The organism is Seramator thermalis (assembly GCF_004138125.1).
Lineage (GTDB): Bacteria > Bacteroidota > Bacteroidia > Bacteroidales > Dysgonomonadaceae > Seramator > Seramator thermalis.
On record NZ_RXHS01000020.1, the window covers coordinates 13592 to 31623 of the forward strand.

Sequence of the window (18032 nt, forward strand, 5' to 3'; positions counted from 1 at the left end):
GGAAATGGCATTATCGGAAATTTCTGACAAAAAAAATAAGACCAAAAAAAAACTTCATCAACGAAAGGGTTTTTACATTCTCCTTGGTTTTTTAGTTGGTATCGTGGTTATAGCATCACTTTATCAAACTTCGGTTTATTTTTCCACAAACGAATCGTGCATGATATGCCATGTTCATCCGCATGCTACAGATTCATGGAAACTCTCCACCCATGTCAACAACGGAAGCGGGGTTATGACCAATTGCGTGGATTGTCATTTACCACCCAAGGAAAATACCTGGGAACATTACACGGCCAAAGCTGCACTCGGATTGCGCGACGTTTGGGGATATCTTACCAAAGATAGTGCCGATTTTGACTGGGATCGAAAATCGGAATTGGAGTATGCCGTCAAGTACATCCCGAACGAATCGTGTGTGAAATGTCATCAGAATCTGTTTCCTGAAGGAGTAACCGACGATGCGGTTACAGCACATCTGTATTATGAAGAGAACGCAGAAAAGCTCGATTTACAATGCATCAGTTGCCACCTCGATGCAGGGCACTATAATCCGAACTACGTTCATGGGAAAATGACGGGAATACCTACTGCGGCAAATCAGGTTTTGGATACCGGTAAGTTCTATAAAGAGCCTGCCATTGTAACCAGATTCGAAAATTTCATCGAACAGATACCCGGAACGGCCGTTTCTTTCAAAATGGTTGCTATCAAAGGGGGAAAGTTTAACATGGGAAGTCCCGAAAAAGAGCCGTTTCATAAACCGGACGAGTCGCCTGTTCACGAAGTAACCCTCAGCCCTTTTTTCATGGCCGAAGTGGAAACGACATGGGACGAATATTGGGCTTTCTACACCCAAACGATGAGCGAAGGACGCACACCTCCGGAAGTGGTTTATGAAAATAATCTGAAAGCCCTCGATGTAGACGCTATTTCGGGGCCAACGCCACCTTTCGGATTTCCTGACCAAGGATGGGGATCGGATGACAGACCTGCCATCACGATGACGCACTATGCCGCTGAAGTATTTTGCCAGTGGCTATCGAAAAAAACCGGGAAAAAATATCGCCTTCCAACCGAAGCCGAATGGGAGTATGCCGCTCGAGGTGGCACGCAATCGCCTTATTTCTTTAGCGGCAATCCGAAGCAGTTTTCCGATCACGGGTTCCTGAGGAATATTTTCAAACCTAAAACCGACAGCATCAGTTCGTATGTCATTTATGCAAAAAACAGCAACAATCGCACACAACCGCCTTCAGCCGTATTACCGAATCCATTCGGATTGAAAAACATGTTGGGCAACGTGATGGAATATTGTGCCGACAAATACGATCCGGAGGCCTATGGTAAGTTGGCCGGAGCTACAAATCCGCTCGTTACGCAGGGCGAAGAATGGGTTGTGCGTGGAGGAAATTATACTTCGGATGCAGCCGATGTGCGTTGTGCCGCACGTGATCACACAAGACACGATGAGTGGCTGAAGACCGATCCGCAACAGCCTAAAAGTATTTGGTGGTATTCGGACATCAAAGGCATCGGATTCAGAGTCGTTTGCGAACCGGATCCGTCCATTTTAAAATAATAGACAAAATAATTTCAATATTTTTATAATTTAATTCTTATGAAAAAGGAACATAACTTAACCAGAAGAACATTTCTGAAAACATCTGCAGTTGCAGGGACTGTAGGTATGATTGGTACGGGAACTACAAGTTTTCTCACTTCCTGCAGTGGAGGCGAAACAGGGAAAAAAGCAGCCAATGTACCTCTGAAAGAACCCGGAAGCTACTATATCCCCAATTTGGTTGATATGGCAAACGACGGAAAAGAGTTGAAAGCCGGAGTGGTTGGTTGCGGCGGGCGTGGTTCGGGCGCTGCCTTTAATTTTTTGAATGCAGCCAACGGAGTTACGATTATCGCATTGGGAGATGTGTTTCAGGACAAGGTGGATGAACTGGCCGACAAATTGAAAAAAGAAAAAAACATTGATATTCCATCCGATAAACGTTTTGTGGGTTTGGACGCCTACAAACAGGTTATCGACAGTGGAATAGATATCCTGATCGATTGCACCCCACCATTCTTCAGAGCAGAACATTTTAAATATGCAGTTGAAAAAGGGAAAAATTGTTTTCTCGAAAAACCTCTCTTTGTTGATGCCGTCGGTTATCGAACCGTGATGGCTACGGCAAAACAGGCTCAAGCAAAAAATCTTACGGTGGTAACCGGTACACAACGCCATCATCAACGCAGTTATGTAGAATCTTACCAACAGATTATGAATGGAGCTATCGGCGAAATTACCGGAGGCGTTGTTTATTGGAATCAAAGTATGTTATGGTATCGCGATCGTCAACCCGGATGGAGCGATTTCGAATATATGATACGCGACTGGGTGAACTGGAAATGGCTTTCGGGCGATCATATCGTGGAGCAACATGTTCACAATATCGATGTATTCACATGGTTTAGCGGCCTGAAACCGGTGAGCGCCGTTGGGTTCGGTTCACGTCACCGCCGCGTAACAGGTGATCAATTTGACAACTTCAGCATCGATTTCGTCATGGAAAACGGCATCCACATGCACAGCATGTGTCGTCAAATTGATGGATGTGCCAATAATGTTAGTGAATTTATTCAGGGCACAAAAGGATCTTGGTCGAGTGCCGAAGGTCATGTCATCAAGGATTTGGCGGGTAATGTGGTTTGGAAATACGACGAAGAAGCCGAAAAAACAAAATTCAAACAAACGGATCCCTATACATTGGAACACGTCAATTTAATCAATTGCATTCGCTCTGGGAAACCCATCGAACAAGCCTCCGAGACGGCTGTCGCCAATATGGCTGCGTTGATGGGTCGCGAATCGGCTTACACCGGCCAAGAAACAAAATGGGAAACACTTACCGCCGCACAACTCGACTACACACCCAAAGATTTGAATATGGGGAAAATGGATATGTCGGGATTTACAGTTCCTGTTCCCGGTAAACCCCTTGAAAAGAAATGATCATCCGGTGGCTTGGGATTGGAGGTTAGAACTTGGCTATTCGCCATATCGATAGTTATTCGATCATTTTTATCGAGATATTTAATTATGCCTCAAATACTAAATTATTTAGATTATGACATTAGATAGAAGAGATTTCATTAAGACTTCACTTGTCGGAACTGCTCTATTATCCGCAGGAGGCCTTTCGCATATCGAAGCCGCAACAGTGGCCAAAAAGGATAAACCTTCCACGAAAGCCAAACTGAATCTTTCTTTTCAGGAAGGAATTCCTCCCGGACAAAATCTGAACGAAAAATTGGATTTCATGGAAAAGCATGGCGTTGTTGGTTTTGAACCCGGCGGACGTGGTTTGAAAAATCGGGTCAAAGAAATTCAGTCAGCATTGAAAGGTCGCACTATCAAAGTGAGCGCTATCTGCGCCGGATTCGACGGTTTTATTCTTTCAACCGATCCGGCCATTCGAAAGCAATGTCGCGACACGATGGAAGAAATCATCGCGGCTGCAGGCGAATTGGGGTCAACGGGCGTAATCATTGTCCCGGCTTTCAATAATCAAGTCCCTGTAATGCCTCACACGCAAGAAACACGCGACTTTTTATGCGAACAGTTCGAAGAAATGGGCAATTTTGCCCATCAACATGGAACGACAGTGATTTTCGAGCCCCTCAACCGAAAGGAAGCATTCTATCTCCGTCAGGTAGGAGACGCCGCGTCCATTTGTCGCGACATCAACAATCCGGGTGTGCGCTGCATGGGCGACTTCTGGCACATGACATGGGAAGAAAACTCCGATATGGGCGCTTTTATTTCGGCAGGCGAATATTTGCAGCATGTGCATATTGCAAGTCGCAAACGGCGCAGCATGCCCGGCGAAGACGGTGAAGCCGACAATTACGTGAACGGATTTCGAGGGTTGAAGATGATCGGGTACGATAAATACGTCAGTTTCGAGTGTGGTTGTCAGGGCGATCGCAATACGGTCGTTCCCGCAGCGCTTGAATTGCTTCGCAAACAATGGGATGAAGCATAATTTGCAATTTATCGCTATCAATTCTTTGATGAGAATGGGTGAAAGATTTTTCTTTTGCCCATTTTTGTTTGAAAGAAGAATGACTTGATCGTGCCACAACAGGGGGGTGAAATCAGGTGACGGAACATCGAGAATGAAGCGTATAAGTCAAAAAGCAGGTTGAAATCATCTGAAAGATCAAATATGATTTGATTCGCTTATTCCGGTTTCATCACCACACCTATTTTTTTCCTTCCACTGATTTTGATCACAATCGGCTTGTCGAAATGGACATGACGGATAAATTCGGTTTCATTGGCCGCCGGAAACTTTTCAAGAAATGATTCATCGAAAAATCCATCGTTCTGCAGATAAGGATTGACGGTGAAATATCCAACACCGAACGAGGTAAGGTTTTGAAAAAAATGAGTTCCCTGACTGGGTTCGATACGATAGTGCTCCAAACCGCACTCCACGATCACTCTGGCCTGGCTGATGTGTGGCCATTTCACAGGGATACCGAGCCACGGATCGGAAGACCCCCACCTACCGGGTCCAACCAGAACATAATTCTGATCTTTTTCCAAAAAGGTTTTGTTTAGCTCCTCTATCTGACGTGCTATCAACGAATTGTTGGCAGCACTAAAAGAAGGTGTTTTAATATAAATAATATCGTGCACGTCATTAAAAACACCATTTCCCAATGCATTGTCAGAATAAAGTATGGTATCAGCCGGATCGATTCGCGACAAGTCGTCGGAAACAACTTCGCGATTATCCACAATAGGTCGGATTTGCAGCAGATAAAACTCGCCTTCGTTTTGATTCTTTATGTTTGCGGCAAACTCAATTTCAACCGGTCTGCCCATTTCTTCCTGTCCCGTTTTCAGTACTTTATCGAGAATTTCAGCAAGAGGGAACATGTTGTGCTGCAAGATATTTGCAAACGAAATGATTTTTCTGCCTCCCGGATAATATCCATCGCGGATAATCTGATCCACAGGATCGTACGTCGAAGACACATAACGCAAAGTCCCGTCCGACTCGGCTTCTTTTAAACTCAATTTGAGAAGATTGAAACCATCGTCGATGGAAAAATTATTATTTGTTGCATTCAGATCGAGTGCAAAAAATCGTGTTTGCGTGTCTTTCAATGCCAAATCAAGGGTACTCATCTGCAAAATATTTGATGGGTGAAGTGGCGAAAACCTCAAACCTATATTTCCATCCACAACATATTTTCCCAGTCCGAGTGCAATGGTCACGATGCCGTCCTCTGTTTTTTCGTTCCCGATGGGATAATAATTAATGGAACGTCCCACGCCCGAAATAGTAGGATAAAAATGCGAACCGTACTTCGATCCAACAACTTCCTGTAGCACAATTGCCATTTTTTCCTGATCTATCAGATTTTGCGTAGCCGCCATGTAGGCTTTGCTGTCTTTGTAGAAAACGGAAGCATAAACACCTTTGATGGCATCACTCAGCATGTGCACCATTTCGAGTTTATCGTCGGTATTGGGGATCATGTAGGTGGAATAAATTCCCGCAAAGGGCTGATACCTCGAATCTTCGAGCATACTCGACGATCGAATAGCGATCGGGCCGTTGATAGCGTCAAAAAAAACCAGAAAATCGCTAACCAATCTTTTGGGCAGTTTCCCTGCCAAAAAATGCTTCAGAATGTCTTCATCCGAACGATCCGAAAGTGCAATTTCGTAAAGATTATTTGCGTCCATAAATTCGTCGAAAATATCGGTACACAGCACCACGGTTCGCGGAATATAAACCGGAAAATTCTCATACACATTAAACTCCTCGTGCATTTTCACCATTTGCCCCATAAAAGCCAGCCCCCGTCCTTTGCCTCCCAACGAACCTTCTCCGATGCGTGCATAATTCGAATACTGGTCAAACCGATCTTTTTCGAAAACGGCCACCACTCCCGTATTTTTCATCCGGCGATATTGAACGATAGCCGTATAAATCAGTTCGCGGGCATCGTTCATATTGACATATTCCGATACATCTATTTTTTTGAGCATTTCGGCCACAGGGAACATGGCCCGCGAATAGAAAAAACGCGAAAAATGATTGTGCGCGAGATGGTAATAAAGAGAGTCTTCGGGTATTTGTCGGATATTGGTTTGAAGCTCCTTCAGATTTTTGATGCGGAAAATTTCCTGTTTGGTAGCAGGATCGATAATGATAAAATCGCCGAACCCCAAATTATCCTTTACTGTCTTGCGAAGATCTTGCGGAAAGGTTTTCGAATTCTTATCGATAAACGAAGCTTTCATTTCGTCGGCATATTGTCGGTTGGAGGTTTCGGAGGAAGTAAAAATCAAGGGAATATATTTATCCTGAGAGCGAATCCATTCACCCAGTTTTTTCCCGGCCAACTTGTCTTTCGTTCCTTCGCGATTGAAACTCATATCGCTGATAACACCCAACATATTATCACCATACTTCGAATACAATTCAATTGCTTCTTCGTAGTTTCGAGCGAGCAAAATTTTTGGTCTCCCCCGCATTCTGAGCATTCGCAAATGATCATTGAGTGCTTCTTTCGAAAATTCTTTCGATTCGTACAAAACAAATTTGTATAACATCGGCAACATCGACGAATAAAACCGCACCGAATCTTCCACTACCATGATGGTTTGCACACCCACCGTTTTCACATCATGCTCCACATTCATCCGATCTTCTATCAGTTTGATGATAGCCAAAAGCAGATCGGTATCGCCCAACCAGCTAAATACGTAATCGATGCCACTAAGATCTTCTTTTTCGAGTATTTTGGTTACTTCTTTCGAAAAAGGAGTAAGTATAACGATAGGAATTTCGGAATATATCTTTTTTATTTTTTTTGACAGTTCAAATACTTCACTATTATCCATATTGGGCATACAGATGATCAACTCATAACGATTGGTTTTGAGCTCCTTCATCGCATCGTCGCCATTGCTCACCTGTGTAAAACGAGGCGGGTAACGTAAATTCAAGGAAGTATATTCGTTAAATATCTGTTCATCGACGCGGCCATCGTCTTCGAGAATAAACATATCATATTTCGAAGCAATCATCAACACATTATAGATGCGCTTGTTCATGAGTTGAACAAAGGGAGTGTCGCGAAATTGGAAATGACGGATATCATGAGCCGTGAGGGCTAATCGTGGTGATTCTGATTTCATCTAAATGTATTTATTTGGATATTCTTCAGGACAAATTTACATGATAATTTTCAATCGACACGCAGGTTAGTGAATTTAATGATATGGTGATAAAACAAACAACCGCTATTTCCCAACCGTCCGAATTCCTTAACGGTTCAGTAACCGATACGAATCGTGATTTCAAAAATTCCGAAATTGTTCGTATATTTGATTTTTCAATTTCGAAAAGCAAAAAAATGAAAAAGCCTTATACTTTGATTGTTGTGTCTTTGCTGGCAATATCCGCAGGCATTATTCTTTTTTTATTCATCTCTGCAAGCAATATAGAGCAAACCGAATCGGAGAGACCTTTGGTGCTTTCGATGACAGCGTCGGTGGACATACCCGATCGAATGATTTTTGCGGGAGAACCCATTCGGTTCGATCGTTACGATCTGCGTGAGCGTATGGACAGGGAAATAAACTCATTCACTTATTTCCATTCCACCACTTTGCTCTTGTTGAAACGGGCAAATCGAATCTTTCCCCTTATCGAACCCATCCTCAAACAACAAGGTGTTCCGGATGACATCAAATATTTGGCGGTCATCGAAAGCAGTCTCGACACAAGAGCCGTTTCACCGGCTCGCGCCGCAGGATTGTGGCAGTTCATGGCAAGTACGGCACCCCGATATGGATTGGAAGTTTCGGCCGAAGTGGATGAACGGTTTCATATAGAAAAATCGACTGTTGCTGCCTGCCGTTATCTGAAAGAGGCTTTTGCCAAATACGGATCGTGGAGTGCAGCGGCCATGTCCTACAACGGAGGACAGGCGCGCATTACAAACGAATTATCGAAACAACTTGCCAGCAATGCTCTCGACTTGTGGCTCGTAGAAGAAACCCAGCGCTATTATTTCAGAATGCTTGCCATCAAGCAAATTTTCGAAAATCCCCGCCGGTACGGATTCGTTTTGCGTGCCGATCAACTCTACAAACCTATCGAATGCGACCGGATAAATATTTCATCCTCCATTCCAAACCTGGCCGATTTTGCAAAGCAAAACGGATTGACTTACGCCCAGTTAAAAGATTTTAATTCGTGGTTGCGTAGCGACAAACTAACCAATAAAGCCGGCAAGACCTATTCGATTCTTATTCCCAAAAAGGAAAGCCTGTATTATAAAAGCGGTGAAAAATTCAAAGTACACGACAAGCGATGGGTCACGCCCTGAAACGAAGTTTAGACACTTGCAACTTTGAAAATCAACTCAATTGAACTTTTGCTTTGATCAATCGTTTTAATAGGCTATGAATTCCGAAACAGACAACATACAGGTGTACGGTGCGCGCGTACACAATTTGAAAAATATCGACGTAACAATTCCCCGCGATTCGCTCACGGTAATCACCGGATTGAGCGGAAGTGGCAAATCATCATTAGCTTTCGACACAATTTTTGCCGAAGGACAGCGTCGTTATATCGAAACTTTTTCGTCCTACGCACGTGGATTTTTGGGAAAGATGGAGCGTCCCGATGTGGATAAAATCACCGGATTGAGCCCGGTTATCTCCATCGAGCAGAAGACCACCAACAAAAATCCCCGTTCCACAGTGGGAACCACAACAGAAATCTACGATTTTCTCCGATTACTCTTTGCCCGCGCGGGCGAAGCTTTTTCGTATATTACCGGCGAAAAAATGGTGAAATATACCGAAGAGCAATTGCTTGCGCTCATTCTCGAAAAATATATCGGACGAAAAATATACATTCTTGCGCCTGTAGTACGCAATCGCAAGGGCCATTATAAGGAACTTTTCGAACAGATCCGCAAGCGCGGTTTTCTGAACGTAAGGGTGGATGGCGAAATCAAAGAAATTCTTCCGGGCATGCGTGTCGATCGCTACAAAAATCACGACATCGAAATTTTGATCGATAAACTTGCCGTCTCCAATAAATTTGAAGAAAAACTAAAGGCCAGCATACGAACAGCGATGAAGCACGGATCGGGCTTGATTCTGATTCAGGATGTCGAGACGGGCGAAATTCGTCATTACAGCAAGAGCTTGATGTGCCCGACCACCGGAATTTCGTACAGTGAACCGGCACCACACAATTTTTCGTTCAACTCGCCGCAAGGTGCATGCCCCCGATGCAAAGGCATCGGTACTGTCGATCAGATCGACATGGGGAAAATCGTTCCTAAACCCGAATTGAGTATTGCCGCGGGAGGAATTGCTCCATTAGGCAAAGAACGCAGCAACCTGCTGTTTTGGCAGATTGCAGCTATTTGCGAAAAATATGGCGTTACACTCAAAACGCCCATCAAAGATATTCCGCAGGAAGCGATGGACGAAATCATGTACGGATCAAACGAACAACTCAAGATTCGCAACGAATCGCTTGGCAATTCCAATTACATGGTTTCCTACGAAGGCGTTGCCAAATATATCGAAATGCAACAGGACGACGAAGCGTCGGCTACGGCTCAAAAATGGGCTGATCAGTTCATCACCACTTCCGTGTGTCCCGAATGTCATGGACAAAGGCTCAACAAAGAAGCATTGCACTTCAAAATAAACGAAAAAAACATTGCCGAGCTTTGCGAGATGGATATACGAGGGCTTTATGAATGGATGAACGACCTGGACAATCACATTTCGGAAAAACAACGTGCCATTGCCGAAGAAATTAAAAAAGAAATTCTCTCGCGATTGCAGTTTCTTCTCGATGTGGGATTGGGGTATCTGTCGCTTTCGCGTGCCTCTGCTTCGTTATCGGGAGGCGAAAGTCAACGCATCCGGTTGGCTACACAAATAGGTTCACAACTCGTAAATGTACTCTATATTCTTGATGAGCCCAGCATCGGGCTTCATCAACGCGATAATCATCGATTGATCGATTCGCTTGTCAAACTGCGCGATTCGGGCAATTCTGTCATCGTGGTGGAACACGACAAGGACATGATGCTCGCTTCCGATTACATCGTGGACATGGGGCCTTTTGCCGGTCGCAAAGGCGGTGAAGTGGTGTTTGAAGGGACACCCGAAGAAATGTTGAAAAAAAACACGCTCACATCCAATTATCTGAACGGAAAATTGGAAATCTCCATACCTCAAAAACGCAGAAAAGGAAATGGCAAGACGTTGGTGATTGAGGGGGCAACGGGCAACAACCTGAAAAACATCACCGTTACTTTTCCGCTGAGCACGCTCATCTGCATTACCGGTGTTTCTGGAAGCGGAAAATCGACATTGATCAACGAAACGCTTCAACCCATTCTGAGTCAGAAATTCTATCGTTCGCTCAAAGATCCGATGCCCTACAAAGCCATTCATGGCACAGACAACATCGACAAGATTGTGAGTGTCGATCAGTCGCCAATAGGGCGCACACCCCGATCCAATCCTGCAACTTATACGGGAGTTTTCGGCGATATCAGAGCGCTTTTTGCCGATATGCCCGAAGCCAAGGTTCGAGGCTACAAACCCGGCCGTTTTTCGTTTAACGTGAAAGGCGGTCGTTGCGAAACCTGCGGCGGCAATGGCTACAAGACGATCGAAATGAATTTTTTGCCCGATGTGATGGTTCCGTGCGAAACCTGTCACGGCAAACGATACAATCGGGAAACACTCGAAGTTCGTTTTAAAGGAAAATCGATAGCCGACGTGCTGGATATGACCATCAACGAAGCGGTCGAGTTTTTCGAAAATGTTCCTGCTATTCTTCGAAAAATTGAAGTGTTGCAAGAAGTTGGCTTGGGATACATCAAACTCGGGCAGTCGTCAACTACCCTTTCGGGTGGCGAAAGCCAGCGCGTGAAGCTTGCCACCGAATTGGCACGTATCGATACGGGCAATACGCTTTATGTGCTTGACGAACCCACAACCGGTCTTCACTTCGAAGATATTCGCGTATTACTCGGCGTACTCAACAAATTGGTAGATAAGGGAAATACCATTATCGTTATCGAACATAATCTCGACATCATCAAATGTGCCGACTATATCATCGATTTGGGCCCCGAAGGAGGAGCAGCAGGCGGACAAATCATGGCAACCGGCACTCCCGAACAAATTGCATCCGATCAAAACAGTTATACGGCTCAATTCTTGAAAAAAGAATTGTTGCGACAATAATAAAAAGTTAAAAGTGCGCATTCATTGAACTTTTATAAATCGCTGGCGTTTAGCAGTGGAAGGAAAGAAAAGTATTTTTCGATATCACCTATATAAAAAAGAAACATTTATAAAAATTATGGCAACAGTTACATTCAAAGGATCACCTGTCAACACTTACGGCGATTTGCCCAAAGTAGGGACCAAAGCTCCCGATTTTACATTGGTAAAAAGCGATTTATCGGAAGCCAAATTATCGGACTTCAAAGGCAAGTATGTCGTTCTAAACATATTTCCGAGTCTCGATACAGGTGTTTGTGCTACTTCGGTACGAAAATTCAATCAGGAAGCTGCCAACAAAGCCAACACAGTGGTATTAGGTATTTCAGCCGATTTGCCATTTGCCGCAGGACGTTTTTGCAGCACCGAAGGAATCGAGAACGTAATTACACTTTCTACTTTCCGCGATGAATCGTTTGGAAAGGATTATGGTGTATTGCTCGTTGACGGGCCGATGAAGGGTTTGCTGGCTCGTGCGGTGGTAGTTGTCGATCCCGAAGGAAAAATCATATATGAGGAACTGGTTTCTGAGATTGCACAGGAGCCGGATTATAATTCTGCAATCAAATCGATAGTGTAGTTTGTTTCATGAAGATTGTGTTAACAAGAAAAGTCTGCGAAGGGATTCGCGGGCTTTTCGCATTTTAGAATATGTGGTTGGCGATGCAATGATGAAACGATTTGAGGTATCCAATCATCTCCACCTTCCTGCGAAAATTAGCGAGAAATAAATCGGCGTTGATCTGCGAGAAAAAAATTGAAGCAGATAATCGCAGATGGGCACATTTGTAACGCCCATTTCTCATTCCCGACTTCTTCTCTTCCCATTTTTCTATTTTTAACTTGAACGAGTCTTGGATGACACGGATAAATATCTGCATCGGCAGTTAGCAAAAAACTATTTTTTCTTCAAAACAGGAAAACCCTCGAATCCCTTTTCCCATACCGATCTTCTGAATTCATCAACGGCTTCGCGATCAGCAAATTTCCCCATCCTCACTTTGTAGAGTTTGTTTTCGTAATCGACCCATACGGGCAGTCCGAAGCGATATTTCAACATATCGGCAAATTGTTCGGCATAGGTTTGGTTTCGGAAAGAACCCATTTGAAGAGAATAGAACTCTTCCGCGACGGTTTCTGAGATATCGGTTATCGTGGAGACTTGTAGTTGCTGCGTCTCAGCAACTTTTTCCCCTCCTTGCCTGTCGGCTTCGATATCCTTTTCTTTTGCTGGCTTTTCCACGAACAATTGAAGGTCATACACGATATCTCCCAACACATCCGGTTTTATTTCGAAAGGAACATCCGCAACCGAAGCTGTCATACCAAGCCTCGCCAATTGAAGCGAATCCACTTGTGCCAAGTAATGTCCGGGCGCAAGCCCCAGATAAGTAAATCCTCCGTCGGTTTCGGTTTGTGTCGAAGCTACTTTTTCACCATTTTCCGCATAAAAGTTCACAAGCATCCGCTCCTGACCTTTTCGACCGTTTTTTTCTTTCATAAATACCCAACCGTTAACTTCTCCCATAGGAAGAATGGGAACATCGATTTTTCTAAATCCATTAGGGCTGACAAAAACGCGTATATTTTTGTGAACGATGCGATACGAAATCTGTTCGAGACTTTTATCATCGAGCGTCAAAAGATAGTCGGTATAAGGTTCGAGGCCGACAATGCGGATGAGCGAATCCTTCGAATTTTGGATAATTCGCCCTCCGCTTAATCTGACGGCAAGATTTGGAGCCAAAGGTTCATTGTCCTCTCTTTTTCCATTATGATCGATATCTACAAAAGGAACGATGGTCAACCCTCCCGTACCTACCGATGGACGATCGGTGGTATGCACATAACCGTTGCCACTGCCGAAGCCGAAACTTCCCTGAGCACCCTCGGTGGTCATGAAATCGTTATTGGATAGGCGGGTGGACAGGTTAACCTGCGAGAAAGGCAAAGTCCATCTAAAGGCGAGAGTAAGCGCCCGATAATCGGACTGAAAATTATTTTCACCGACAAGAGACAGGTAACCTTGTTGTGAAATTCGTTTCTCAAATTCTGCGCGTAATGTGACAACATTCTGATTTGTAAAGTCGAATTGACTTTGTAGCCTTGTTGTCAATCCCCACCATGTAGGCAGACCGAGTCCGAAATTGCCATAAATATTCGGATCGTTCCCATTCATCCAATTGGCATAGGCGCTCAGATTCAAGTTAACGCGTCGGATGTAGGAAGTGAGAGTAATATCGGCATTATTATAAGTAAAAGATGTGTAAACGTTCTGCCGAAACGAAAATCGTGAAAATACATTAAAATTCGATGAACGCAGAGGCAAAGAAAGGGTTGCTTTCCTTTCCTCCTGATAGGATACCAAAATGGCTTGTTGTCCCGGCGTATAACGCGTATAATCCAATTCCATTGACAAACCCGAAGGAAGTCGATAACTTGCGAGTGCATTTGTGCGAACACCTTTAGCATATTCTGCACTGACAAGAAAATTTCGAAACGGGGCAATCGATGCGTTAAGGAAAGGAATTTCCTTACCCGAGGTGATCGAGGACAGATACTCCAAGCCTCCGCCTACAGTTAGATGCCGTGTTACTCCATATCGTGCTTCGGCTTTGGCAAATTGCGATCGGTCCGTATTGAGAACGGTACCATAGCTCACATTATATTCCAACTCACCTTTCGGCAGAAAGTTGAAAGGAATGTTCAAATATTGTCGTTGAATGCGTTCTTCACCGTAAGGACCGTAGAATTTCAGCATCACCTCTGTAGATCCATACACAAGCGGAACATTAAAAATGTATAAGCCAGATGCGTCCGCCGTCTGATAATCCACGATGACATTGTTCACATAGAGTTCCACCGTCCATCCTGGCTCGGTATAATTTGTAATGGTATATTCGCCGAAGGAGCGTCGATAACGGGTTGAAGCATTCGTCACGCTGATCCCGTCAACGGGATCGTAAATGGAAGAAATGGATGACGGAGCAATCCGTCCTGCCCTCACCTGACGAACAGCCTTTTTTTCATTATCTACCCAACGCCAATAATAATCGAGGTTACGACTGCCGAAATCGGTTGTTGTGGAGTGATAGACTTGCATATTGGCTTCACCTCCCAACAACTGCGCACCGGTTCGCAACCACAATTGTGTATTATCGCTGCCGGCAGTGCTTTGTGTAGAATTGAAAGCCCAGTCAACCATGCCGAAACGCCAAAGGTTGTGCTCCTGATTTAAGGTCGTATCGGCCTGTATTTGTCCTTTCAGTTGGTCGATATTTTTCCGATACTGTTGAAGCTTCATTTCGCGTATGGCAGGTAGCTCGAAGCTCGGTTTCATGGTTACCGACAAACTTCGGAAATTAAATTGGCAATTCAGTCCGAATATTTCGCCAAATAACCGGGTATCCATGAAGAGATCGGTGCCCGTCGTCATCAATTGATTTTGGTTTACCGGATAATCCTTTCCTGCAAAAGAAATCTTCTTGTTGCGATTGTCAATCACATAATGATTTTCTTCCTTTACCAAAAAACCGCTAATGGAATCGAGCGAAGCCGACGGAACTGCCTTTATTTGCAGAAAATTGAAAAATTCCGTTACAGGCAGGAGGAGATTTCCTGTTTCGTATTCGTACAACGAATTGAGCGTGACACCTCCCATTCGTTCGACACGCACATTTATCGGAATTTCTTCCAATTCACTTTCAATACTATTCTGTGCAGATATCTTAACCGAATTCTGCATGAAAAACGAAAATAGTAACGAACATCCAATTCGAAGCAGTAGAAACTTTTTTTTATGTAAGGATAGTATGAGCAATAGACGTAATGTAAGAGATTATCGTATTAAAAAAAATTACTCATAAGCAAATATTACCGAAAAAGTTCCTGTGTATTTGCCGGGAGGATTAATGGATGAACTTTGTACTTTTAATTTACCTCCTACATTCACAGGATTAATAAAGGGATTTCCCCTGACTGTCACGAAAGCATTGTTAGCTTTATCGGAAGTAAAGTCTGTTACAGTCATATTCGCTTTGCCTTTAGAATGAGTTAAAGTGGCATGTGTCGGTAATATGATATGAACGATTCGATTCGGTGTCGATTTAACTTCAAATATCGCAGGGGTAGGAGTAACATCCGGAAAAATAATGATCGATCCATTAACAGAAAGTATTCCCTGTGGCGAGATAGTGATTTCTCCACCAAGAGTTCCATTTGAAAAAGAGCCAAATGATAACTGCTGAGTCACATATACTTCCATTTGGCTTGAAGGGGACGAGAATGAAGCTACCTGAGCCTGAATTTCGGTAAAAGGAATATCAACTATCCCCATTCCAACTGCGAATGTAAAATAAAAGCGAACCCTGTTTTTTTTCTTTGCGGTGTAGAATTTTAAATATTTATTCATAAAGAATTTTAAGGGAACGTCCATTCTTTTTCATCGAAAAGTTGAGGTTTAGCTTCATTTGCATCGGTAAACCGTATGACTAATTTTCCTCGATCAAATTGTACTCCTTCCGGAGGCGTTAACGGGATAGAAATCTTGCGAATGGTATTGGGTGTATAAACTGCAAGACCTCTTACAAGCCCAACATTCGTTCGCTTGCCCTGCGCATCCGCGTAATCGACCGAAATATCTCCGTAAACCGACTTTGAGCCTTGTCTGTTGAGCACAAACTTCAGTGTCGGCGGTTGACCCTCGTTGGGCTCTAAAGACACATCGCTAATGGTGCACGAAGCTGTCAGATTGCCAATTCGTACGATCACCGGGATGGAAATCCCATAAATGGGGATAAGCCGGATACCTATACCGGTAGTATCGGCTGACGCTTCGTTGCCTAAAGGTTCTTGTCGGGGCACACCTCTGAAATAGAGATGCGATCGGTACTCGCCCTCTTCCTGATTAGGCATTCTTCTTACCTGCACACGCACTACTTGCGATTCGTTGGGTGCAAGCTCTATGGATCGAGGAAAGTAACGCAGGATAGGCGAAGCAAATTTTTGTCCCGGCATGGGTTCGGTTATTTCCTGCAGACTGCCGTCATCCGTCATTCGGTATTCGATCAGGGAAATAGAGTAAAAAGCCGTATCAAGACCGATATTGGCAACCATGATTTCTTCGATTTGCTTGTTGCCTTCGAGTACCACCCGATGCGGAGTGATCAACAAATCGCCCTGTGCCTGTATGATAAATGGAAAAAATAAAAGAAAAAGAAACACATACAACTTTTTTTGATGGCCATTATCTCTATTTACCGACAACATATTTCAAATTTACGAGTTTATTATGTCCATTCTTTATCTCTATAAAAACGGGCAGTATAAACTGCCCGCTACTTGAGATCAAACGAGTTTCTTTCTCAATTATAAGCTGCGGTTACGGAAAACGTACCTGCATATTCACCTGCAGCCTGATTTGCGCCTACATTCAGTGTTGCTCCCACATTAAATGTTTCTTCACCTGAAGCACTCAATGTACCGGTAGCACTGTGGACAAATCCTTCAATTGTCATTGGATCAGATCCTGTAGGGCCCGTAAGAGATACACTTGAAGGAAACGATAAATAATAAGTCGCATTCGGCGAACCGATAGTTTTGAAAGCAGCTGCCTGATGATCACTTCCCTGATTGAAAAGAACTACATCGCCGGCAGCAATTGTTCTGCTTCCATCCGTTTGAATTTGAACCTGACCTGCTGTTGAGCCAGCAATGATTTTACCGAACTGAAGATCGGCATTTTTTTCGATCGAGATGGATTTTACGATCGTAGCCGTTGCATTGGCAGATACACTCGCCTGATTTTGAGCATTCACACGTTGCGTTGCAAGCACCATTACGAAAAGGCTTGCCAATAAAAGCACTGTTTTTCTCATACTTTTTTTGTCTTTAAAAGTTAGTAAATGAATAATATTTTTTTGGATATTTTTTTAGTTGTATGCTACGGTAATTTTCAGATCGGTAGTATTTTTATAAATGCCTACCGCCTGATAATTATAAACATGAAGGGTTGCCCCGACCTTAATCGTCAGATTGCCATTTCCATCGAGAGTAGAAGGTGATGTGATGTTATTGTACGTAAAATTATCCACCAACATGGTTGATCCACTTCCATCTGTATTGGTTACGTTGAAAGAATAAGGGAAAGTAATCGTAAAGGTGGCATTCGGTTGGCCAATGACTTTAAATTGTGCAGCCGTAATAGCCTCTCCGGCTACCGTTGCCAATTGAACGCCCGTAGCGGCACGTTGATTATTTACATCTACGGTAACAGTACCGCCTCCATTTTTTGGAGAAAACATACTTCCGAAATTCAAATCGGCCTCTTTGGTGATTTGAAGTCCGGTAACGATTTTAGCTGTGGTTTCTGCTGTAGCACTCACTTGTGCATTCATTTTTTGGGTTGCAACTGCCATCACGGCAAGCAAAGAAATAAGAAAAAGTAATTTGCGCATAGAGATCTAATAAATTATTTATTTTTTTGAATAGAAAAATTATATATCTTCCGGAATTTTGCACAAAGATACTACCGGAATCTTACATATCAAATTTTTCCAGATCTTTTTTTGTCAAAAATACATAAAATCAACACTATCTATTATGCCATAATAGAATCTATAAGTCAGATAGTTGCTCCAGGAAACGGTTTTGCAAATTTCGGACATTCATG

12 protein-coding genes are annotated in these 18032 nt (G+C 43.5%); 6 read left to right on the forward strand and 6 right to left on the reverse strand.

The genetic code is table 11. The features are described 5' to 3' along the window. The first annotated feature begins 4 nt into the window (after positions 1-4). The 3 genes from EJN84_RS11395 to EJN84_RS11405 all read left to right on the forward strand — a co-directional run bounded on the left by EJN84_RS11395 (position 5) and on the right by EJN84_RS11405 (position 4043). Positions 5-1582: an SUMF1/EgtB/PvdO family nonheme iron enzyme gene (locus EJN84_RS11395; protein ID WP_129595542.1), complete on the forward strand. Its 1578-nt coding sequence runs from the start codon at positions 5-7 to the stop codon at positions 1580-1582. 39 nt (positions 1583-1621) lie between these two features. Further along, positions 1622-3010, forward strand: coding sequence for a Gfo/Idh/MocA family oxidoreductase (locus EJN84_RS11400; RefSeq protein WP_129595543.1), 1389 nt, complete (start codon positions 1622-1624; stop codon positions 3008-3010). Positions 3011-3125: 115 nt separating this feature from the next. Continuing rightward, positions 3126-4043: a sugar phosphate isomerase/epimerase family protein gene (locus tag EJN84_RS11405; protein WP_129595544.1), complete on the forward strand. Its 918-nt coding sequence runs from the start codon at positions 3126-3128 to the stop codon at positions 4041-4043. Positions 4044-4240: 197 nt separating this feature from the next. Here the strand turns inward: EJN84_RS11405 and EJN84_RS11410 are convergent, their stop codons facing one another. Then, the gene (locus tag EJN84_RS11410) at positions 4241-7222 is read right to left on the reverse strand and encodes a PEP/pyruvate-binding domain-containing protein (RefSeq protein ID WP_129595545.1); all 2982 of its coding nucleotides are present in this window, start codon (positions 7220-7222) and stop codon (positions 4241-4243) included. Positions 7223-7440: 218 nt separating this feature from the next. On the opposite strand from EJN84_RS11410, the gene EJN84_RS11415 reads away from it, so the two are divergent. From EJN84_RS11415 to tpx, 3 genes are all read left to right on the forward strand, one after another. Next, complete coding sequence (locus EJN84_RS11415) at positions 7441-8418, forward strand: lytic transglycosylase domain-containing protein (RefSeq protein ID WP_129595546.1); 978 nt, start codon at positions 7441-7443, stop codon at positions 8416-8418. Positions 8419-8494: 76 nt separating this feature from the next. Beyond that, positions 8495-11323 (forward strand): excinuclease ABC subunit UvrA, encoded by a 2829-nt coding sequence (gene uvrA / locus EJN84_RS11420; protein WP_129595547.1) that lies wholly within the window; start codon positions 8495-8497, stop codon positions 11321-11323. 118 nt (positions 11324-11441) lie between these two features. Next, positions 11442-11942, forward strand: coding sequence for a thiol peroxidase (gene tpx / locus EJN84_RS11425; protein WP_129595548.1), 501 nt, complete (start codon positions 11442-11444; stop codon positions 11940-11942). Positions 11943-12260: 318 nt separating this feature from the next. Here the strand turns inward: tpx and EJN84_RS11430 are convergent, their stop codons facing one another. From EJN84_RS11430 to EJN84_RS11450, 5 genes are all read right to left on the reverse strand, one after another. Then, the gene (locus EJN84_RS11430; RefSeq protein WP_129595549.1) at positions 12261-15107 is read right to left on the reverse strand and encodes an SPOR domain-containing protein; all 2847 of its coding nucleotides are present in this window, start codon (positions 15105-15107) and stop codon (positions 12261-12263) included. A gap of 111 nt (positions 15108-15218) precedes the next feature. Then, the gene (locus EJN84_RS11435) at positions 15219-15797 is read right to left on the reverse strand and encodes a DUF4402 domain-containing protein (RefSeq protein WP_129595550.1); all 579 of its coding nucleotides are present in this window, start codon (positions 15795-15797) and stop codon (positions 15219-15221) included. Next, entirely contained in the window at positions 15782-16585 is an 804-nt protein-coding gene (locus tag EJN84_RS11440; protein WP_129595551.1) for a fimbrial biogenesis chaperone, read from the reverse strand. Before EJN84_RS11440 ends, EJN84_RS11435 begins: the two co-directional genes overlap by 16 nt. Positions 16586-16725: 140 nt before the next feature. Beyond that, entirely contained in the window at positions 16726-17238 is a 513-nt protein-coding gene (locus EJN84_RS11445; protein WP_129595552.1) for a DUF4402 domain-containing protein, read from the reverse strand. Between the two features lie 54 nt (positions 17239-17292). Continuing rightward, entirely contained in the window at positions 17293-17817 is a 525-nt protein-coding gene (locus EJN84_RS11450; protein ID WP_129595553.1) for a DUF4402 domain-containing protein, read from the reverse strand. Between the last annotated feature and the right edge of the window lie 215 nt (positions 17818-18032).

Coding starts and splice junctions, on each gene's coding strand:
- EJN84_RS11405 (WP_129595544.1), top strand. CDS start 3,126: ATGACATTAGATAGAAGAGATTTCATTAAGACTTCACTTGTCGGAACT.
- EJN84_RS11410 (WP_129595545.1), bottom strand. CDS start 7,222: ATGAAATCAGAATCACCACGATTAGCCCTCACGGCTCATGATATCCGT.
- EJN84_RS11450 (WP_129595553.1), bottom strand. CDS start 17,817: ATGCGCAAATTACTTTTTCTTATTTCTTTGCTTGCCGTGATGGCAGTT.
- uvrA (WP_129595547.1), top strand. CDS start 8,495: ATGAATTCCGAAACAGACAACATACAGGTGTACGGTGCGCGCGTACAC.
- EJN84_RS11400 (WP_129595543.1), top strand. CDS start 1,622: ATGAAAAAGGAACATAACTTAACCAGAAGAACATTTCTGAAAACATCT.
- EJN84_RS11430 (WP_129595549.1), bottom strand. CDS start 15,107: ATGCAGAATTCGGTTAAGATATCTGCACAGAATAGTATTGAAAGTGAA.
- EJN84_RS11445 (WP_129595552.1), bottom strand. CDS start 17,238: ATGAGAAAAACAGTGCTTTTATTGGCAAGCCTTTTCGTAATGGTGCTT.
- EJN84_RS11435 (WP_129595550.1), bottom strand. CDS start 15,797: ATGGACGTTCCCTTAAAATTCTTTATGAATAAATATTTAAAATTCTAC.
- tpx (WP_129595548.1), top strand. CDS start 11,442: ATGGCAACAGTTACATTCAAAGGATCACCTGTCAACACTTACGGCGAT.
- EJN84_RS11395 (WP_129595542.1), top strand. CDS start 5: ATGGCATTATCGGAAATTTCTGACAAAAAAAATAAGACCAAAAAAAAA.
- EJN84_RS11415 (WP_129595546.1), top strand. CDS start 7,441: ATGAAAAAGCCTTATACTTTGATTGTTGTGTCTTTGCTGGCAATATCC.